18 protein-coding genes and 1 tRNA gene are annotated in these 17,079 nt (G+C 63.2%); 9 read left to right on the forward strand and 10 right to left on the reverse strand.

All coding sequences use genetic code 11. The features are described 5' to 3' along the window. Positions 1–8 precede the first annotated feature (8 nt). From moeB to folK, 3 genes are read right to left on the reverse strand one after another with little or no spacing between them, the layout of a single operon-like run. A complete protein-coding gene (gene moeB / locus KF821_08220) occupies positions 9–1,181 on the reverse strand; it encodes a molybdopterin-synthase adenylyltransferase MoeB (protein ID MBX3005791.1) in 1,173 nt (390 codons plus the stop codon). 26 nt (positions 1,182–1,207) lie between these two features. After that, a complete protein-coding gene (gene folP / locus KF821_08225; protein ID MBX3005792.1) occupies positions 1,208–2,077 on the reverse strand; it encodes a dihydropteroate synthase in 870 nt (289 codons plus the stop codon). Continuing rightward, entirely contained in the window at positions 2,064–2,582 is a 519-nt protein-coding gene (folK, locus tag KF821_08230) for a 2-amino-4-hydroxy-6-hydroxymethyldihydropteridine diphosphokinase (protein ID MBX3005793.1), read from the reverse strand. The genes folP and folK overlap by 14 nt, the downstream gene beginning before the upstream one ends. 178 nt (positions 2,583–2,760) lie before the next feature. Here folK and KF821_08235 point away from each other — a divergent pair. The 5 genes from KF821_08235 to KF821_08255 all read left to right on the forward strand — a co-directional run bounded on the left by KF821_08235 (position 2,761) and on the right by KF821_08255 (position 5,003). Next, positions 2,761–2,847 (forward strand) — tRNA-Ser (locus KF821_08235). Between the two features lie 58 nt (positions 2,848–2,905). Beyond that, on the forward strand, positions 2,906–3,367 hold the full coding sequence (locus KF821_08240) for a VOC family protein (GenBank protein ID MBX3005794.1): 462 nt from the start codon (positions 2,906–2,908) through the stop codon (positions 3,365–3,367). Between the two features lie 46 nt (positions 3,368–3,413). Continuing rightward, complete coding sequence (locus KF821_08245) at positions 3,414–3,752, forward strand: winged helix-turn-helix transcriptional regulator (protein MBX3005795.1); 339 nt, start codon at positions 3,414–3,416, stop codon at positions 3,750–3,752. A 36-nt stretch (positions 3,753–3,788) separates the two neighbouring features. Beyond that, on the forward strand, positions 3,789–4,280 hold the full coding sequence (locus tag KF821_08250; protein ID MBX3005796.1) for an SRPBCC domain-containing protein: 492 nt from the start codon (positions 3,789–3,791) through the stop codon (positions 4,278–4,280). A 51-nt stretch (positions 4,281–4,331) separates the two neighbouring features. Continuing rightward, entirely contained in the window at positions 4,332–5,003 is a 672-nt protein-coding gene (locus tag KF821_08255) for a hypothetical protein (GenBank protein ID MBX3005797.1), read from the forward strand. On the opposite strand, the gene KF821_08260 is transcribed toward KF821_08255, so the two are convergent. From KF821_08260 to KF821_08275, 4 genes are read right to left on the reverse strand one after another with little or no spacing between them, the layout of a single operon-like run. Beyond that, complete coding sequence (locus KF821_08260) at positions 5,000–6,211, reverse strand: YibE/F family protein (GenBank protein ID MBX3005798.1); 1,212 nt, start codon at positions 6,209–6,211, stop codon at positions 5,000–5,002. The two genes, KF821_08255 and KF821_08260, sit on opposite strands and share 4 nt — an antisense overlap. A gap of 55 nt (positions 6,212–6,266) precedes the next feature. Next, positions 6,267–6,809 carry a phosphatase PAP2 family protein gene (locus KF821_08265; GenBank protein MBX3005799.1) on the reverse strand — a complete coding sequence of 181 codons (543 nt, stop codon included), beginning with the start codon at positions 6,807–6,809 and terminating at the stop codon, positions 6,267–6,269. Next, on the reverse strand, positions 6,809–7,585 hold the full coding sequence (locus KF821_08270; protein MBX3005800.1) for a nucleotidyltransferase family protein: 777 nt from the start codon (positions 7,583–7,585) through the stop codon (positions 6,809–6,811). The genes KF821_08265 and KF821_08270 overlap by 1 nt, the downstream gene beginning before the upstream one ends. After that, on the reverse strand, positions 7,582–8,481 hold the full coding sequence (locus KF821_08275) for a hypothetical protein (GenBank protein MBX3005801.1): 900 nt from the start codon (positions 8,479–8,481) through the stop codon (positions 7,582–7,584). The genes KF821_08270 and KF821_08275 overlap by 4 nt, the downstream gene beginning before the upstream one ends. A 189-nt stretch (positions 8,482–8,670) precedes the next feature. Here KF821_08275 and KF821_08280 point away from each other — a divergent pair, with 189 nt between their 5' ends. Further along, positions 8,671–9,609 carry a branched-chain amino acid transaminase gene (locus KF821_08280; GenBank protein MBX3005802.1) on the forward strand — a complete coding sequence of 313 codons (939 nt, stop codon included), beginning with the start codon at positions 8,671–8,673 and terminating at the stop codon, positions 9,607–9,609. Between the two features lie 89 nt (positions 9,610–9,698). Beyond that, a complete protein-coding gene (locus KF821_08285) occupies positions 9,699–10,538 on the forward strand; it encodes a DNA alkylation repair protein (GenBank protein MBX3005803.1) in 840 nt (279 codons plus the stop codon). A gap of 5 nt (positions 10,539–10,543) precedes the next feature. Here the strand turns inward: KF821_08285 and KF821_08290 are convergent, their stop codons facing one another. Next, entirely contained in the window at positions 10,544–11,023 is a 480-nt protein-coding gene (locus KF821_08290; protein MBX3005804.1) for a GNAT family N-acetyltransferase, read from the reverse strand. Continuing rightward, complete coding sequence (locus KF821_08295) at positions 11,020–12,162, reverse strand: hypothetical protein (GenBank protein ID MBX3005805.1); 1,143 nt, start codon at positions 12,160–12,162, stop codon at positions 11,020–11,022. The genes KF821_08290 and KF821_08295 overlap by 4 nt, the downstream gene beginning before the upstream one ends. A 114-nt stretch (positions 12,163–12,276) precedes the next feature. Between KF821_08295 and KF821_08300 the strand changes: the two genes are divergently transcribed. After that, positions 12,277–13,695 (forward strand): LCP family protein, encoded by a 1,419-nt coding sequence (locus KF821_08300; protein ID MBX3005806.1) that lies wholly within the window; start codon positions 12,277–12,279, stop codon positions 13,693–13,695. 79 nt (positions 13,696–13,774) lie between these two features. Further along, entirely contained in the window at positions 13,775–16,108 is a 2,334-nt protein-coding gene (locus KF821_08305) for a tetratricopeptide repeat protein (protein MBX3005807.1), read from the forward strand. A 269-nt stretch (positions 16,109–16,377) separates the two neighbouring features. Here KF821_08305 and KF821_08310 read toward each other — a convergent pair whose 3' ends face one another. Next, on the reverse strand, positions 16,378–17,055 hold the full coding sequence (locus tag KF821_08310) for an HAD family hydrolase (protein ID MBX3005808.1): 678 nt from the start codon (positions 17,053–17,055) through the stop codon (positions 16,378–16,380). Positions 17,056–17,079 lie beyond the last annotated feature (24 nt).

The following is a 17,079-nucleotide window of genomic DNA, read 5'->3' on the forward strand; positions in this document are numbered from 1 at the left end:
TAGATGCGCTAATACACCGGCAGGTCTGGGTCTACTTGCTCTGCCCAGGCGTTTATGCCACCCACCAGGTTACGCACGTCAGCAAAGCCGGCCGCCTGCAGGTACTCCACCACGCGTTGCGAGCGCGCCCCGCTATGGCACATCACTACATAGCTGGCCGCCGGGTCAAGCTCCGCCAGGCGCGCCGGGATCTGCATCATGGGAATATCCAGCGTACCCTCAAGGCGCGCAATCGCCAGCTCATGCGGTTCGCGCACATCGATCACGGTCAGGGCCGCGCCGTCGGCGCGCTGCTGGGCCAATTCGGCCGGGGAAATCTCGTTCGGGTTTTGCATGGCTACCTCATGGTTGGACTCAGCGGGCAAACCGCAGAATGCCTGGTAATCGATCAGGTGGATAGAGTCTGGCGGCAGGCTGCACACTGGGCAGGCCGGGTTTTTGCGCAGGCGCACGGTGTCCGTTTGCATCTCCAGCGCGTTGAACATCAGCAGGCGCCCTACCAGCGGTGCACCGATGCCCAGCAGCAGCTTGATGGCTTCGCTGGCTTGCAAGCTGCCAATGATGCCGGGCAGGCTGCCCAGCACACCGCCCTCGGCACAACTGGGTACCGTGCCCGGCTCGGGCGGTTGCGGGAATAGGCAGCGATAGCAGGGACCGCCCGGCGCAGCGAAGACACTCACCTGGCCGTCAAACCGATAGATGGAACCATACACGAACGGAATGCCCAGCTTGAGGCAGACATCATTGACCAGGTAGCGGGTGGGAAAGTTGTCGCTGCCGTCGATAATCAGGTCGTACCCCTGGGCAATCTCCAGCGCCGTGGCCGAATCAAAGCGCTGCGCCAGCGCCTGCACTTCAATGTGCGGGTTGATCTCCAGCATGCGTTGGCGCGCCGAGTCAACCTTGCGCTGGCCCACCTGCGGCGTGCCGTGGATCACCTGGCGCTGCAGGTTAGAAGCATCGACGCGGTCATCATCCACCAGGCCAATGCGCCCCACCCCGGCCGCGGCCAGGTACATCGCCGCCGGCGAACCCAGGCCGCCAGCACCGATGAGCAGCACCGCCGCAGCACGTAGCTTCTGCTGGCCGGCCAACCCCACTTCAGGAATGAGCAAATGGCGCGAATAGCGCTGTAGTTCGGACGCCGTCAACGCCGTAGGGGCAACCGCCGGAGTGGGCATGGCACAGTTATACCCCTGGCCGGCGTTTAGCCGCCATGGCGCACAATCGCATCCGTCATGCGCGCCACACGCACGATGGGCTCAACATCGTGCACACGCACGATGTTGGCGCCGCGCACGATGCTGACGGCGACCGCAGCGGCGGTACCTTCCATGCGCTGGTCTGGCGGCAGATCGAGCGTGTAGCCGATGAAGGATTTGCGCGAGGGGCCAACCAGTAACGGATACCCGAGATCGCGCAGCTCGCCGCCGCGGTCTAACAGTTCCAGATTCTGCTCCACCGTTTTGCCAAAGCCAATACCGGGGTCAAGGACGATGTACTCATCGGAAATGCCAGCAGCATGCGCTATCGAGATGCTTTCGAGTAGCTCATTGCGAATGTCACCGAGTAGCTCGTTGTATTCAACGCCCACATAGCGGCCGCCCAGGCGCTCGCGCACCTCGGCGTTGGCGGGCTGGCTGCGATTGTGCATCAGCACCACCGGCACGCGCCGCGCCGCAATCAACGGCGCCAACGCCGGGTCCGCGCGCAAGCCCCACACATCGTTCACCAGTGCGGCACCCGCATCCAGGGCAGCGGCCGCCGTGCTGGCCTTATAGGTATCGATGGATATGGGCGTATCGAATTCGGCGGCCAAGGCCTGCACAACCGGGAGCACGCGGGCCAGCTCGTCTTCAGCGCTCACCGGCTGGCTGCCCGGCCGCGTACTCTCGCCGCCCACATCCAGCAAATCGACGCCTGCGGCAACAAAGCGGCGCGCCTGCTCCACTGCCGCAGCCACGACCTGTTCCTGTGAATACAAGCCATCACCAGAGAAGCTGTCTGGCGTGATGTTGAGAATACCCATCACATAGGTGCGGCTGCCCCAATGAAACTCATGCTTACCGATCTTCATGCTGTGCTCCCGGCGTGAACTGCATTACCCCGCTGGCGTCTTGCGCCGCCAGCAGCTCGGCCACGGTGGCGGCGAGGCCGGGCACGGCCAGTTGAGGGGCGAGCTCGGCCAATGGCACCAGCACGAAGGCCCGCTCCGCCAGGCGCGGGTGCGGTATGGTCAAGCGGGCCTCAGCTTCGCCGAGGTCCACTTGAAAATCACCGTACAGCAGAATATCGATATCAATCTCGCGCGGGCCGTAGCGAAAGCTGGCCACCCGCCCTACCTGCTGCTCAATATGCTTGATATGTGCTAGCAACTCCTGCGGGCTCAGTTCGGTCTCGGCTTCCACCACCATATTCAGGAAGCGCGCTTGCTCGACGTAGCCCCATGGCTCGGTTTCGTAGACCGTGCTGCGGCGCACCATGCGCACGGCGGGGGTAAGGGCGGCGAGGGCCGCTTCCAGATTCGCCATACGCTCCCCGCGGTTGCTGCCTAAGCCAAGATAGATGGTCGTGACAGTCATGGGGAGGAGTATAAGGGATGGAAATTCGAAAGAGTGGAGAACAATGTCATTTAGTTGCTTGGTCGCATGGTCGCTTGGCCAATTGACCAAGCGACCATGCGACCAGCCAACCATTAAAACTATCGATTAATCAATTAATCGATGGCCTAGGAGTTAGTTATAATACGGGCTCGTATTTGGAGAGGTCGCATAGTCTGGCCTAGTGCGCGCGCTTGGAAAGCGCGTATACCGCAAGGTATCGAGGGTTCGAATCCCTCCCTCTCCGCTGCACCGTTCTGCATACGACGCCGCCTTTGGCGTCGTTTTGTTATCCGGAGGTGGAAATGACCCAGAGCCAATTGCTACGCATGGACAATATCGGCATCGTGGTGGAATCCCTCGATGCGGCCATCGCCTTCTTTGGCGAGATCGGCCTGACGCTGGAAGGCCGCACCCTGGTCGAGGGCACCTGGGCCGGCCGCGTCACTGGCCTGGGCGATCAGACGGTGGAGATCGCCATGCTGGTAACGCCGGATGGGCACAGCCGCATTGAACTGTGCCGCTACCTGGCCCCCGCCATCGCCGCAGATCACCGCCGCGCCCCGGTGAACTCGCTCGGCTACCTGCGCGCCATGTTCGCCGTGCGCGGGCTGGATGCACTGCTGGCCCGCCTGACCGCGCAGGGTGCTACGCTGGTGGGCGAAGTGGTTCAATTCGAGAACAGTTACCGCCTGTGCTACCTGCGCGGCCCCGAAGGCATTTTGGTGGGCCTGGCAGAGCCGCTGGAACCATCGGCCACGCCTTGACATTCCGCCCGCTGTGTTATATAACTAGATAGTTATATAACACAGCATGAGCACCGCTACCGACACTCTCAGTCTCACCTTCGCCGCCCTGGCTGACCCGACGCGGCGCGCCATCCTAGAACGCCTGACGCGTGGCGCCGCCACGGTCAATGAGCTGGCTGCGCCCTTCGCCATGAGCCAGCCAGCCATCTCTAAGCACCTCAAGGTGCTGGAGAAGGCCGGGCTGATCACACGCGGCCGCCAGGCCCAGGCACGCCCCGCTGAGCTGAACGCCGCCCAGTTGGCGCTGGTGACCGGGTGGTTGGAGCACACCCGCATCCGCTGGGAAGAGAGCTTCAACAAGCTGGATGATTACTTGAAGACGCTGGATCCAAGCGACCACTAGGCACCACCCCACGACCATCGCCAAAAGGAGAAAACGATGAACAAAATGACGATCACTACCAACGGCGCCGAGCTGTATCTGGAGCGCACCTTCGCCGCCCCGCGCGACAAAGTATGGGCCGCCTTTACAGACTGCACCCACCTCACGCACTGGTGGGGCCCGCAGGGCTGGGAGCTGACCCACTGCGAGATGGATTTTCGCGAGGGTGGCCGCTGGCACTATTGCATGACCGGCAAAGACGAGAACGGCGAGACGCTCGAATCCTGGGGCCTGGCGGACTACACCGCCATCAACGCTCCCCGCGAATTTACCTATATCGATGCCTTCTCCACCGCCGAAGGCGGCAAAGTGCCCGGCATGCCTGAATCCGAGATCACCATGGAATTTGTGGAGGTGGAAGGCGGCACGCAGGTGCGCAGCCGCGGCGTCTACGCCTCTGCCGAAGAATTGCAGAAGATCATCGCCATGGGCGTGGAACAGGGCATCACCGAAACCTGGGATCGCCTGGAAGACTTCCTGGCCAAGTAGAGATAAAAAACGCCCAGCGCAGGCTGGGCGTTTTTGTTTTAAACTGGCAGCATGGCAAGCTCGCAAGAATTCAGCCTTGAGGTGGGTGCGCACGGCCACGTATCCGCCCTGCTGCAGGCACCCAGCCATGCCCTGGCCCTCTTGGCGCTGGCGCACGGCGCCGGCACAGATATGCGCCATGCCAGCATGCAAGCCCTGGCCGATGCGCTCGCCGCGGCCGGGATCGCCACCCTGCGTTACAACTTTCCCTACAAAGAATACGGCCGGGGCCGGCCCGACTCGCCCGAAGTGGCGACGGCCAGCGTGCTGGCCGCCTGTGGGCTGGCGGCCCAAGTGGCGGCCGGGCTGCCGCTATTTGCAGGCGGGCGCTCCTTCGGTGGCCGCATGACTACGCTGGCGGCCAGCCAGGCGCCGCTGCCCAACGTGCGCGGGCTGTTGCTGTTCGCCTTTCCGCTGCACTTGGCGGGCAAACCCGCCGTGACGCGGGCGGCGCACCTGGCCCAGGTGGGCGTGCCCATGTTGTTCCTGCAAGGCAGGCGCGATGCACTGGCCACACCGCAGCTTCTGGAGCGCAGCCTGCAGCCGCTGCCGCGCGCACAACTCCACTGGCTGGCCGAGGCCGATCATAGTTTCAAGGTGCTCAAACGCTCCGGGCGCACGGATGCCGAAGTGCTGCACGAAGCCGCCCATGCCAGTGCGGCGTTTATTCGCTCAGTGGCTTAATGGTGGTGATGCCCGTGCGGCTCATGGCTTAGGTCAGCTTCGAGCGCCGGGCCGAGCAAGGGCCGGATGCGCCCCCAGCCCGACATTTGGGTGGCGGCCCAGCAGGCCACCACCGTAGTCAGCGGCACGGCGGCCATCAGGCCCAGCGAACCCACCAGGGTGCGCAAAATTTCTTCGGTCACAAATTCACGATTGATAAAGCCAAACCAATCTGCCCCATCGCCGGATACCAGCAGCAGCAAGGGCAGCGCCGCGCCGGTATAGGCCAGCACCAAGGTATTGACCGTGGCGGCCACATGATCCTGCCCTACGCGCATGCCGCGGCGGTAGAGGGCACGCCAGCCCTGTGTAGGGTCGAGCAGGTAGAGCTCGAAGATCACCGAGGCTTGCGTGATCACCAGATCGTCGAGCACGCCCAGGCTGCCGATGATGATGCCGCCCAGCACCAGGCCGCGAAAATCAAGGATCGCCGAGCTGGGCTGCTGGCTCAGGAACATGGCTTCTTCGCTGCCGAAGCCAGTCATGCGGGCGAACTCAATAAAGTAATCGGCGAGCAGGCCGGTGAGCAGCAGTGCGATCAGGGTGCCGATCACCGCCGCGTGCGTTTTGATCGTCCAGCCATACACCAGGTAGAGCGTGCCCGCCAGAATCACGAACGAGCCGGCCACGCTGACCCACACCGGGTCATCCCCCGCCAGAATGCGCGGCAGGATGAAGGCCAGGATCACGGTCAGGCTGAAGCTCATCGAGATCAGGCTGCGCAGCCCCTTCTTGCCGCTGATGAACAAGGTCACCACCACGAACAAGGCGAACAGCACCGCCAGCGGGCGGCTGCGCACATAATCGGCGTAATAGGCTTGCGGGGCTACATTGGGCACGGCGCTGATCGTCAACAGCAACTCATCGCCCGCCGAGAAGTACGAGCCGGGCGCCACGATCTGGCGGCGGCCGTAATCGACTTCAAAGGATTGGCCGGCATATTTGCCCTCGAGCACTTCCACCGAGAGCACCTGGTAGGCCTGCAGCTTGCCGCCCATGTCTACCTGGCCTGCCTGCACAATACCGGTGACGCGGGCGCGCACGTTATTGCTGGTATAGCCGCTATCATTTTCGGCGGCCGGGGCGCTGCGCACCTGGCCCAGCCAGTAGCCGCCCACAAATACCAGCACCAGCACCAAGGCCAGCGAGCCGCGCAAACGTTTGAGCATAGAAGTCACCATGGCGGGGTATTGTGCCGTACGCCCGTGCCCGTTGGGGGCGTAGTTAGAAGGCTGCCAGCCAGCCGGCCAAGGTGCTGGACTGCAACAGTTGCAGCGTAACCCAGCCCATCCCCAGACCCAGCGCCCAGCCTGCCAGCACATCTGAGACGAAGTGCAAGCCGGTGGCCACGCGCGCCAGCCCCACCAGCGGCGCCCATATGCCCAGCAGCACGCCAAACCAGGCCGGGCCGAGCGCTACGGCCAGCACGGCCAGCATCGCCGCACGGGCGGCATGCCCCGAAGGGAAGGAATGCGGATCGGCCTTGCGGTAGATCTGGCCCCATTCGCCCGCCGGGCGGGCGCGGCGCACACTGAATTTGATCACCAGCACCACGATGGCGGTCAGCGCAATGCCCATGAACAGGGCCAAGGCGCGCTGGCGCCACTCGGCGCCGCCGAGCCACATGATCAATAGCAAGCCCACGCCCCAGAACCACGAATCACCGGAGTGGCCGAAGAAGATCGCCAGGCGGCGCAGCAGGCCGGGTTGCTCGGCCACGCGCAGGCGCGCCGACCAGGCGGCATCTTGAGTGAGCCAGTGTTCCATCAGCGCTTGGCTTCCAAATATGCGCGCATGACTTCGAGATGGTGGGCCTTATCCACATCCATGCCGATCTCGGCATACGGGCAGAACTGCGCCCGCGCCCGCAGCCCCAGGCTGCGGCTGGCACGCTGGGCGGCCGCCGCAATGCTGAGCTGGCGGATCAGCGCCAGGAACAGCGTATCAAAGCCGATCAGCGCGGCTTGTTTCAGCGGGCTCTTGCGCGCAGCGCTGAGCTTCTCCCAGGTGCCGCCGCTGGAGAGGATCACGCTGAGCGCCACCGGGGTAATGTCGCCACCGCACACCTCGGCGTCTTTGAGGCGCGTAAAGGTGCGCCGCGAATCGGGGAAGCGCGCTTCCATTACCTCACGCGTGACCACGTTGTAGAGCATCTCATCCTCAGGCACGCGCAATTGCCCCAGCACCCAATCCACCATCGCGCCGCTGATCGCCGGGGTATCCGAGGGCACCAGCACGCAATACGAAGCCTCAGGGTTCAGCTCCACGATCTTGCGTGCGCCGGCGCGGATGTTGGGCAGCATCTCGCCCTGGTTGGGCACGTAGCTCAAGGGCTTCTCGCAGGTCAGCCCGTCGGCCTCGCTGAGGCCGACGATGACCACATTGCCGATGTGCTGCGCCTGGCTCAGCGCATCCAGGATCCACTGCACCATCGGCTTGCCGGCAATCTCGATCAGCGCCTTGGAGCGGCCCTGGCTGAATTCGTACAATGATTCGCCGGGTTGCGGAATGCCGCCGGCGCTTAGCAGTGCGTCTACTTTCAATTCAACTCCCGGATCTGTGGCTCGAGCTTGAGCTCATCGATGATGTGGTTCAACTCGGCATGGGTGAGCTTGCGGCCCTTGCCGGCCGCGGCGATCAGCGCGGCTTCGAGCATGTTGGTGCCAAACGACCGCCCGTCAAACACCGGCGTAGTGGTCACCAGGTATTTAATCCCCACCTGCTTCAGCAACTCAATATCCTCAGGCGTGGTGGTGTTGGTGACGATCACCTTGCCGTGCATATCATTGGGCATGTTGCGCTTGATGTAATGGAAATCACCGGCCACCACACTGGCCCACTGGAAGTATTTCTCCCACTTGGGGGTGTGTAGCTCTTGCTTTTCGCCAGTGGGATAGACCCATTCAAACGGCAGGCGGGTGGCGATGGGGGCAACTACCGCCGCCATGGTCTTGAGGGCGCTCTCGCTGCGCAGGGGGATGGGCACTTCAAGTGCGAACATAAAATCGCCGAACACGCAGTCGTAGCCCGCCTTGAGGAACGAATCGGTCATGCCCCAGCGGTCAGTGCCTACGGTCACGAAGGCGCGCTTTTCCTTGATGTAATCGCCGGTCTTCTCGTGTAGGTAGCCTACGGCGCGGTTCTCCAGCGTGTTCTTGAGGCCCTCGCCATCCACCAACGGGGTCTTTTTGACGTGGCGCACGATTGGCTGCACAGAATGCAGGGGGTAGAACTTCTTATCCACCAGCAAGCCCAGATCGGCGCCGCCCAAACCAAAGGCATCCACCTTGCCATCCAGCTCCTGGAAGAGCTCGGCGGCCTTTTGCATATCGCCATTGGTGCCAATGCGCTCAATGCGCACGGTCTCCCCCAACAATTTGACCTCTACGGCTTTATCTCGCTTAGACGAACCGATACTGATACTGACTGCACGCTTCATAAGGGCGTCTCCTCAATGTAAGATTGGCGGGTTAGCCCGTCTGGGGCCTGATTTTACTCTCGTTAGCACCGCTGACCGCTATAACCCCGCAAAATGCTGCTAGAAACGCCCCCGCCCTTGCGGTATAATTCACGCGTGGGGGCCTTAAACCGCCAGGCCTGAGGGTCTGAGAACCAGCTGGAGGTGCTTGTGGCAGTTCCCAACTACGCATATTTCCGAGGCAAGGTCGTTCCCTATTCTGATGCCAAGATTGGCGTGATGACGCATGCACTGAACTATGGCACGGCCATTTTTGGCGGGGTGCGCGGCTATTGGAACGATGCTGAGGAAGAGTTGTTCATCTTCCGCCCGCAGGACCATCTAAAACGCCTGTATAACTCAGCCAAGCTGATGGTGATGGAGATCCCGGTAGGCCCAGACGAGTTGCTCGACCGCATGGTCGAAATGCTGCAAATGGAGGGCCATCGCCAGGACGTGTATGTGCGCCCGATGGCCTACTTTGCCGACGAGATCATCGGCGTGAAGCTGCACGACCTGCAGACCGAAGTCACCCTGTTCTCGGTGCCGTTCAGCAAGTACGTCTCGAACGACACCGGGGCGCACGTCACGATCTCCTCGTGGCGCCGCCTGGATGACAACATGATCCCCGCCCGCGGCAAGATCGCCGGTGCGTACGTCAATACCGCCTTCATCAAGACCGATGCGGTGCGCGCCGGCTTCGATGAGGCGCTGGTGCTGACCGCCGATGGCCACATTTCCGAAGGCAGCGCCGAAAACGTGTTCATGGTGCGCGATGGCGTGGTGTTCACCCCGCCGATCACCGATAACATCCTGGAAGGGATTACCCGCCGCTCGATCATCGAGCTGGCCCGCGAGGCCGGCTACACCGTGATCGAGCGCTCGATCGACCGCACCGAAGTCTTCCTGGCCGATGAGCTGTTTATGACCGGCACCGCCGCCCAGGTCACCGCCATCACCAAGGTGGATCACCGAGTGGTGGGTGACGGCGCCATGGGCCCGATAACCAGCACGCTGCGCCAGATGTATGACGATGCCGTGCGCGGGCGCCTGCCCAAGTTCCGCCACTGGAACTACCCGGTATACGAAAAGTTGATGGTGAAGTCGTGATCAACGCCACGCGTTGACTTCATGTGTATATGACCTACGAAGTGGCGCAGCCCTGAGGCTGCGCCACTTGTATAAAAGAGAGACCGCCTATGCCCGCTAAGACGAAACTCGAAGCCCTGATTGAAAAGGTGTCCAAGGCCAAAGTTGGCCTGCCGGAGACCAAACGCATCGCCGAGCAGACGATGAAGAACGAAACGCCCGCCAAGGCGCTGGATCTGGCCAAGGATCTGCTGGAATCGCACATCTACCAGGCACGCGTGCTAGCCACGCTGCTGCTGGGCCACCTGGCCGGCCAAACGCCGGAGCCGCTCAAGCTGCTGCGCCAACGCGTCAGCCGCGACCCGGATTGGCGCGTACAAGAAGCCTTTGCGCAAACCTTTGACCTGATCTGTGCCCAGGCCGGGTACCAGGAGAGCTTGCCGCTGATCAAGGACTGGCTGGGCGACGACAACCCCAGCGTGCGCCGGGCGGTGACCGAAGGCCTACGCGTGTGGACGGCACGCCCCTATTTCAAAGCCAACCCTGAGGCGGCCATCACCCTGCTGCGCGGGCTGCGCGCCGACGAGAGCGAGTATGTGCGTCGCTCCGTCGGCGCGGCGCTCAAAGACATCGCCAAGAAGCACAGCAGCCTGGTGAACAAGGAACTCAAGACCTGGGATCTTTCCGATAAGAAGATCCAGCAGACCAAGCTGCTGGTAGGCAAAGGCAGCGCCAACGCTCCCAGCCCCGGCCAACAGGCCGCTGCCAAGAAGGCGGCAGCCAAGAAAGCTGCTGCTAAGAAGCCGGCGGCTAAAAATAAGCCGGCGGCCAAAAAGAAGCCGGCAGTGAAAAAGGCCGCCAAGAAGGCAGCGCCTAAAAAGGCGGCGCCTAAGAAGGCGACCAAAAAAGCGGCCGTCAAGAAGAAGGCCGCCAAGAAGAGCAAGAAGTAACGAGGCTATTCAGCAGCGTCTTCGCTGAACAGCCACTTCTCCATCACCAGCGCATCTTCGCCGCCGGCGTAGTACTTACGCCACACGTCTACGCGCGTATAGCCGCGCTTCTCGTACAGCGCGATGGCGGCTTCGTTGCTCATGCGCACCGAGAGGCGCATGCGCGGCACATTCACCGCCGCCTCGGCCTGCGCCATCAGCGCCTGGCCGATGCCCGCGCCGCGGCGCTGCGGGTGCACCGCAATCGTAGCGATCCAGGCCAGGTGGTCGCGGCGGCGCACATCCACGGCGATGAAGCCGACCAAGTCCTCGGCCTCGCCTTCCACCGCTTTCCAGCGCAATACACTGGGCAGGCTGAGCACGCTGATCATTTCGATCAACGGCCAGGCATCCAGCGGGAAGCTGAGCTGCTCAAGATCACGGATGGCGCTAAGGTCGCGCAGGCCGGCCGGGCGCAGCGCGTAGGTGCGGGCCGGCGCGCTCATGCCTGCGCCTGGCTTTGCTGATCGCGGATCTGGGTCGACGAAAGATCCAGCCGGAACTCATCGGCGCTCAGGCCGGCGAACAGATCCTCCAGTCCGGCGGGAATGGGTAGATCGGCCAGGGTATAAAACGCCTCGCCCACTTTGCGGCCAGCCACCAGGAAGCTACAGCCCTGGGCGCGGATGAAATCAAACGCGGCGTGCATCGCCGCGGCGTCATTGGCAGTGTATTTCGGATCCACCAGGCGTCGGGCGGTATCAAAGCCCACTACGAAGACACTATGGGGATACAGTGCCGCCTTGTCGCGAAAGAGCGGCGCCCGGCTGAGCAGCACGCGCTGCCCCAGCAGGCGCGCCTGGCTTAGGCGCGCTTCCACCGTGGCCCGGCTCAGGCTGGGCTTCTCCACATTCTCGAGTGAGAGCTCAAAGGCAAAGGGCAGGCCGAGCTTGCGCTGCGCCGTCTGGCCCAGCAGCAGGTGCCCCTCGTGAATCGGGTTGAACGAGCCGGAGAGGATCGCGCCGCTATACGGCACATCTTGCACATAGGCCGCCGGTGGGTAGCACAGCACGCTGCGCGCCTGGCCCGCCATCAGCGCATCCAGTGGCTGACTGGCGGCCTGCTGCGCGGTGTGCACCTGCTCGCCGGGCAATAGATCCAGCGGCAGTGGCGGCTGCTGGCTGGCCTGCAACAAGGCATTCAGGATCAGCATGCTCACTAGCGCTTCTTCACCGGCGCGCTCCCGCTGCCCTTTGGCCAGCACCAGTTGGTAAGTCGTCACCTCCGCGGCACTGTGCAGCGCCAGCACGACCTGGTGCTCGCCGCGCTTGGCATAATTGGTGGCGATGCTGGCGGTGCTGCCCAGGCCGAGCGCCGGAGCCGCCTGCGGTTGGGTGGCGAGCGCCTGCGCATAGGCCGCGGCGGCCATCGCCTGGGCGGTGCTGGGGCTGACGTATTTCTGGGGCACAAAGCCCACATACTGCTGCAGGGCACGCGCCGCATAAGGCACGCGTGCATCCAGTACGAATTGCGAGGCGCCGCCCACCCCCAGCAACCATTGGATGGCCTGCGCGCCGGCGCCGGTGACCGCCAGGGCGGCCTGGCGCCCGCTGGCAAACAGGGCCGCTAGCTCAGTTGGGTACATTGGCGCACATTATAGTCCCTGCGCTTTTGGCATCGTTGTTGCATCGTAAAGCCTGCCAGGAGTGGTTAACCCTGCATTCATGCGCCTAAAAACGCCCAATGCTATAATCACGCCTTGCTACCCAAAACTATGAAAAAACCCTTCTTTCAACGTCTTGCCCAGCGCTTCGGCGCCATGAGCACGCTGCAAAAAATCCTCTCGGTGGCCTTCGTGCTGGCCACGCTGGCTACCGCGCTGACCGCCTTCAATTTGGCGCGCCAGTTTATCGTCAGCACCACCTCCTTCAGCCTGCCCGGCCTGGCTCTCTCGCAGAACGATCCCGATGAGCCCAGCGGCAGCGGTGCCCCCCAGGTGGCCCAGAACCTGACGCCGACCCTGACGGAGTGGGACGGCACCTCGCGCGTGACGATCCTGCTGATGGGCCTGGATGCGCGTGATTGGGCATCGGGAGACGGCCCGCCGCGCACCGATTCGATGATCCTGTTCACTTTTGACCCGGCCAGCAACACCGCCGGCATGCTCTCGATCCCGCGTGACCTATGGGTGGATGTGCCCGGCTTCGGCCACAACAAGATCAACGCCGCCTACCAATTGGGCGAAGGCGCCCGCCTGCCCGGCGGCGGCCCCGGCCTGGCGATCAAGACCGTGGAGCAGTTCCTCGGCATTACGATCAACTATTACGCCCAGATCGATTTCAGCGCCTTTGAACGCTTCGTCGATCTGATTGGCGGCGTCAAGCTCACCGTGCAAAACAGTGTGGATGTGCAGATCATCGGGCAAGAGCTGCCCGTGCGTATCTACCCCGGCCGCCAGGTACTGAATGGCGCCTATGCGCTCGCTTACGCGCGCGCCCGCCACAGCGAAGATGGTGACTTTGACCGCGCTCGCCGCCAGCAGGAAGTGATCCTCGGCATTCGCCAGCAACTGATGCGCGATGATGTACGCAACCTGCTGATCTCCCGTGGCTTCCAGATCTATCAAGATCTTTCCAGCGGTGTCAATACCAATATGACCCTGGAAGAGATGTTCTCGCTGGGCTTTACCCTGCGTAATGTCGAGCCCAGCGAAATTCGCCAGGCGGTCATCGCTCCGCCGGATTATGTCGCCCCGGCCACCTCGCCGGATGGCTTGGCGATCCTCAAGCCGATCACCGAAAACATCCGCACCTTGCGTGATGAAATGTTCACCACCGGCACCGTGCGCAGCGTCGTGGCGGCCAGTAGCGCCTCGCAGGTGAACATGCAGGCCGAGGCGGCCAGCGTGGCCGTCTACAACGGCTCGGGTAACTCCGGCCTGGCGGATAGCACCCGCGCCTACCTGCAGGCCCAGGGCTTCAACATCGTCACCACGGGCAATGCCAACCCGGTGAACGCCACCACGCTGATCGACTACACCGGCAATCCCTACACCTTGCAATACCTGGTGGAGTTGATGGGCGTAACCCCCGGCTATATCTTCAATCGGTATGACCCCACCAGCCAGGTAGACGTGGAAGTCATCGTGGGGCCCAACTGGGCGCCGCCCAGCCAGTAAGGCCCATCCAAAAGCGGCGCCAGGGCGCCGCTTTTTGCGCACGCCTGCCAGAGAGTGTTAAACTCTTCCGTACGTACTTATGGTCTCCCCACACGGTAACGAAGACGCATTTCGCCGCGCCATGAATCTGGGGCACTCTGCCGCCTGGGAAGGCCGCTGGCAGGAGGCCGTAGAGCACTACGGCCATGCCCTGCAAGAGTTCCCCGATAACCCGCCCACACTGAACAGCCTGGCCCTGGCGCATTACGAGCTGGGCAATCTGGAGCAGGCGCTGGAGTTTTACCGGCGCGCCTCGCGCCTGGCACCCGAAGACCCGTTGCCGATCGAAAAGATGGCCGAGATCTTCAAAACCACCGGGCGCAAAGACGAAGCGATCCAATTCTCGATGCGCGCCGCCGAGCTGTATCTCAGCCTGCGCGATGCGGACAAGGCGATCAACAACTGGACGCGGGTGGTGCGCCTGGAACCTGAGAACCTCGACGCACACAGCCGCCTGGCACTGGTGTATGAGCGCCTCGGGCGCATCCCCCAGGCGATTACCGAATACATCGCCGTGGCCGCGCTGCAACAGCACGCCGGCGAGATCGAAGAGGCACGCGCCAGCGGCGAACATGCCCTGCGCCTGAATCCCAAGAGCAAAGAAGCCCAGCAGGCCGTGGCGATGCTGAAGGCCTACAAAACCCTGCCCAAGCCGCTGCGCATGGGCGCCGCCACCGGGCCGCTGCGCCTGCCGCCCGGCGCGGCGCGCCCCAGCAGCCTGCACCCAAGCCTGCATGCCTTTGATGAAGGGCCTGACCCAGTGGAAGAGGCCAACCAGCACGCCCTGCAGGCTCTGGCCGCCATGCTGTTTGACCTGACCCCGGTGGAGCCGGAGAAGCGCAAGGGTGGCCTGGGTGAGCTGGCGCGCACGGTGACCGATGGCATCCTGGCGCGTGGCTTTGACGAGCGTGCCATTGCGCGCCATCTGAGCCAGGCACTCGAATTTGAAACCCGCCAGGATGACAAACACACCGCCGAACAATTGAAAGCGGCGATTGATGCCGGGCTCGATCATCCCGCGGCACACTTCAACTTGGGCACCTTGTTGGAAGCCCACGGGCGCGCCGAAAGCGCCCAACGCCACTTTCAAAAGGCGCTTGAGCACCCTGACTACGCCCTGGCCAGCCATTTACTGATCGGCGACTATTTGCGCCAGCAAGACAAGACGGAAGACGCCGTGCGCGAATACCTGCAAGCACTGGCGCTGGCCGATGCCGCCGTGGTGCCCGCCGAGCAAGCCCCGGCGCTGCGCGCCGCCTACGCCAGCCTGCTGGAGAAGAGCGCCGGCCAAGAGAACCGCCAGGCGCTCAGCCTGCTCGGCGATAACATCCGCTATCTGCTCATGCGCCCAAATTGGCGCACTGGGGTGAACGAAGCACGCGGCCAGCTACCGGTGCGCGTAAACGCCAGCGCCCCCACCCCGGTGGCCGAGATCCTGACCCATGCCAACAGTGCCCGCCTGGTGGATGCGCTCGGGCGCATCAACCAGATCTCGCGCCAGGGCCACTTGCGCGCCGCCATGGAAGAAGCCTACGCCGCGCTGGAATTCTCGCCCAGCTACCTGCCGCTGCATGTACACATGGCCGAACTGCTGCTGCTCAGCGACCGCCCCCAGCAGGCCACCGAAAAGCTGGCCACGGTGGCGCGCGTCTACCGGGCGCGCGGCGACAATGAGCGTGCCACGCAAACCTACCAGCGCATCGTCGCCATTTCGCCCCTGGATGTGGATGCACGTCTGCGCTTGATCGAGCAGCTCAGCGCCAGCGACCAACTGCCGCAGGCCGCCAGCCAGAACCTGGAGCTGGCCGACGTGTACTACCGCCTGGCCCAGTTGGACAAGGCCCGCGATACCTACGAGAAGGCGCTGCGCTTGGCGCAAGGCGCCGAAGTGGACGCCGCCTGGAATGTGCAGGTATTGCACCAAATGGCCGATATCGATCTGCAGCGGCTGGATTGGCGCAAGGCGCTGCTGGTCTACGAGCAGATCCGCAGCCTGGCACCTGATGACGAAACCGCGCGCCTCAACCTGGTGCAGCTCAACCTGCGCCTGGGGCAAGAAGGCAAGGCCAACGGAGAGTTGGAGAACTATCTCTCTTACCTCAACAGCCGCGGCCGCGACGAGGAAGCTGGCAGCTTCTTGAGCACGCTGGTAGACGAGAACCCGCGCTTCACCCTGGGCCAGCGCCGCCTGGCGGAGCACTACCAGCAGATGGGCAAGCGCGGCGATGCCATCCGTACCTGGAACAAGGTGGGCGAGCTATTGGTGGAAGCCGGTGACCGCGAAGGCGCCAAGATTGCCGTGCGCGCCATCCTGGCATTGAACCCGCCCAACCCCGAACGCTATCAGCAATTCTTGCAGCGGCTGAGCAAGTAACGCTGTCTCCCTACTCCCATTCACTGCAGCAACCCGCTGTGCGAGTTTTTAATTCTTGTCATTCCGAGCGCAGCGAGGAATCCTTTAGGTCATTGCAAGTCTAGTGTAAGCAAGACATGGCCTAAGGATTCCTCACCACTCGCTGCGCTCGGGTTCGGAATGACACGGATGGCATTCGCAGATGTACCCTTGCTACCCGCACCATTTAGCCGCACCGTCATTCCGAGCGGAGCGAGGAATCCTTTAGGGCACAGCAAATCCAGCCTGGATCAGGGATTGGGCTTGATCAATACTCCAGGCAACTGCGCCACCGAGGGCAGGATCAAATCCGCCCCTGCGGCGCGCAGCTCGGCTTCCTCGCCAAAGCCAGACAGCACGCCGATCGCCTGCGCCCCCGCACGCTTGGCCGCCAAAATGTCCACCGTAGTATCGCCCACCATCACACAAGCTTCCACCGGCACGCCGAGCTGCGCAGCAGCATGCAGCAACGGCGCAGCCTGCGGCTTGGTGCGCGGCGTACTAAGCCCGTGTACCACCACAGCAATCTGCGCATCCAGCCCGCTGGCCTGCAAAAAGGCCTGCGTGGCGGTGGCGCCGCGCACGGTGATCACTGCCAGCGGGTAACGGGCGGCCAATTGCTGCACCGCGTCAGCGATGCCGGGGATGAGCCGCGCGGCGCTCAGCCGCAGCGGGCGGCGGCGCGCCAGCGCTTCGCTCAGGCGGCCGATCGGGCCATCCAGGCCCAGCACATCCAGCAAACCGAGCACATCGTTGCCGGGCTTCTCCAGGCGCATCACCATTGTGCGTGCGTGGCGAGCTGCACGCGGCAGCCCGAAGACCAGCCGCAGCCAGCGCGTAAACTGAGCCACATAATGATCATCGGTATCACGCAGGGTACCGTCTACATCCAAAAAGACGGCTCTGATCGTGCGGGCATCAAAGGCCATGCTGCGCCGCCATCCTCACGGCAA

The organism is Anaerolineales bacterium (genome assembly GCA_019637755.1).
In the GTDB taxonomy this organism is placed as follows: Bacteria; Chloroflexota; Anaerolineae; order Anaerolineales; family UBA11579; genus JAMCZK01.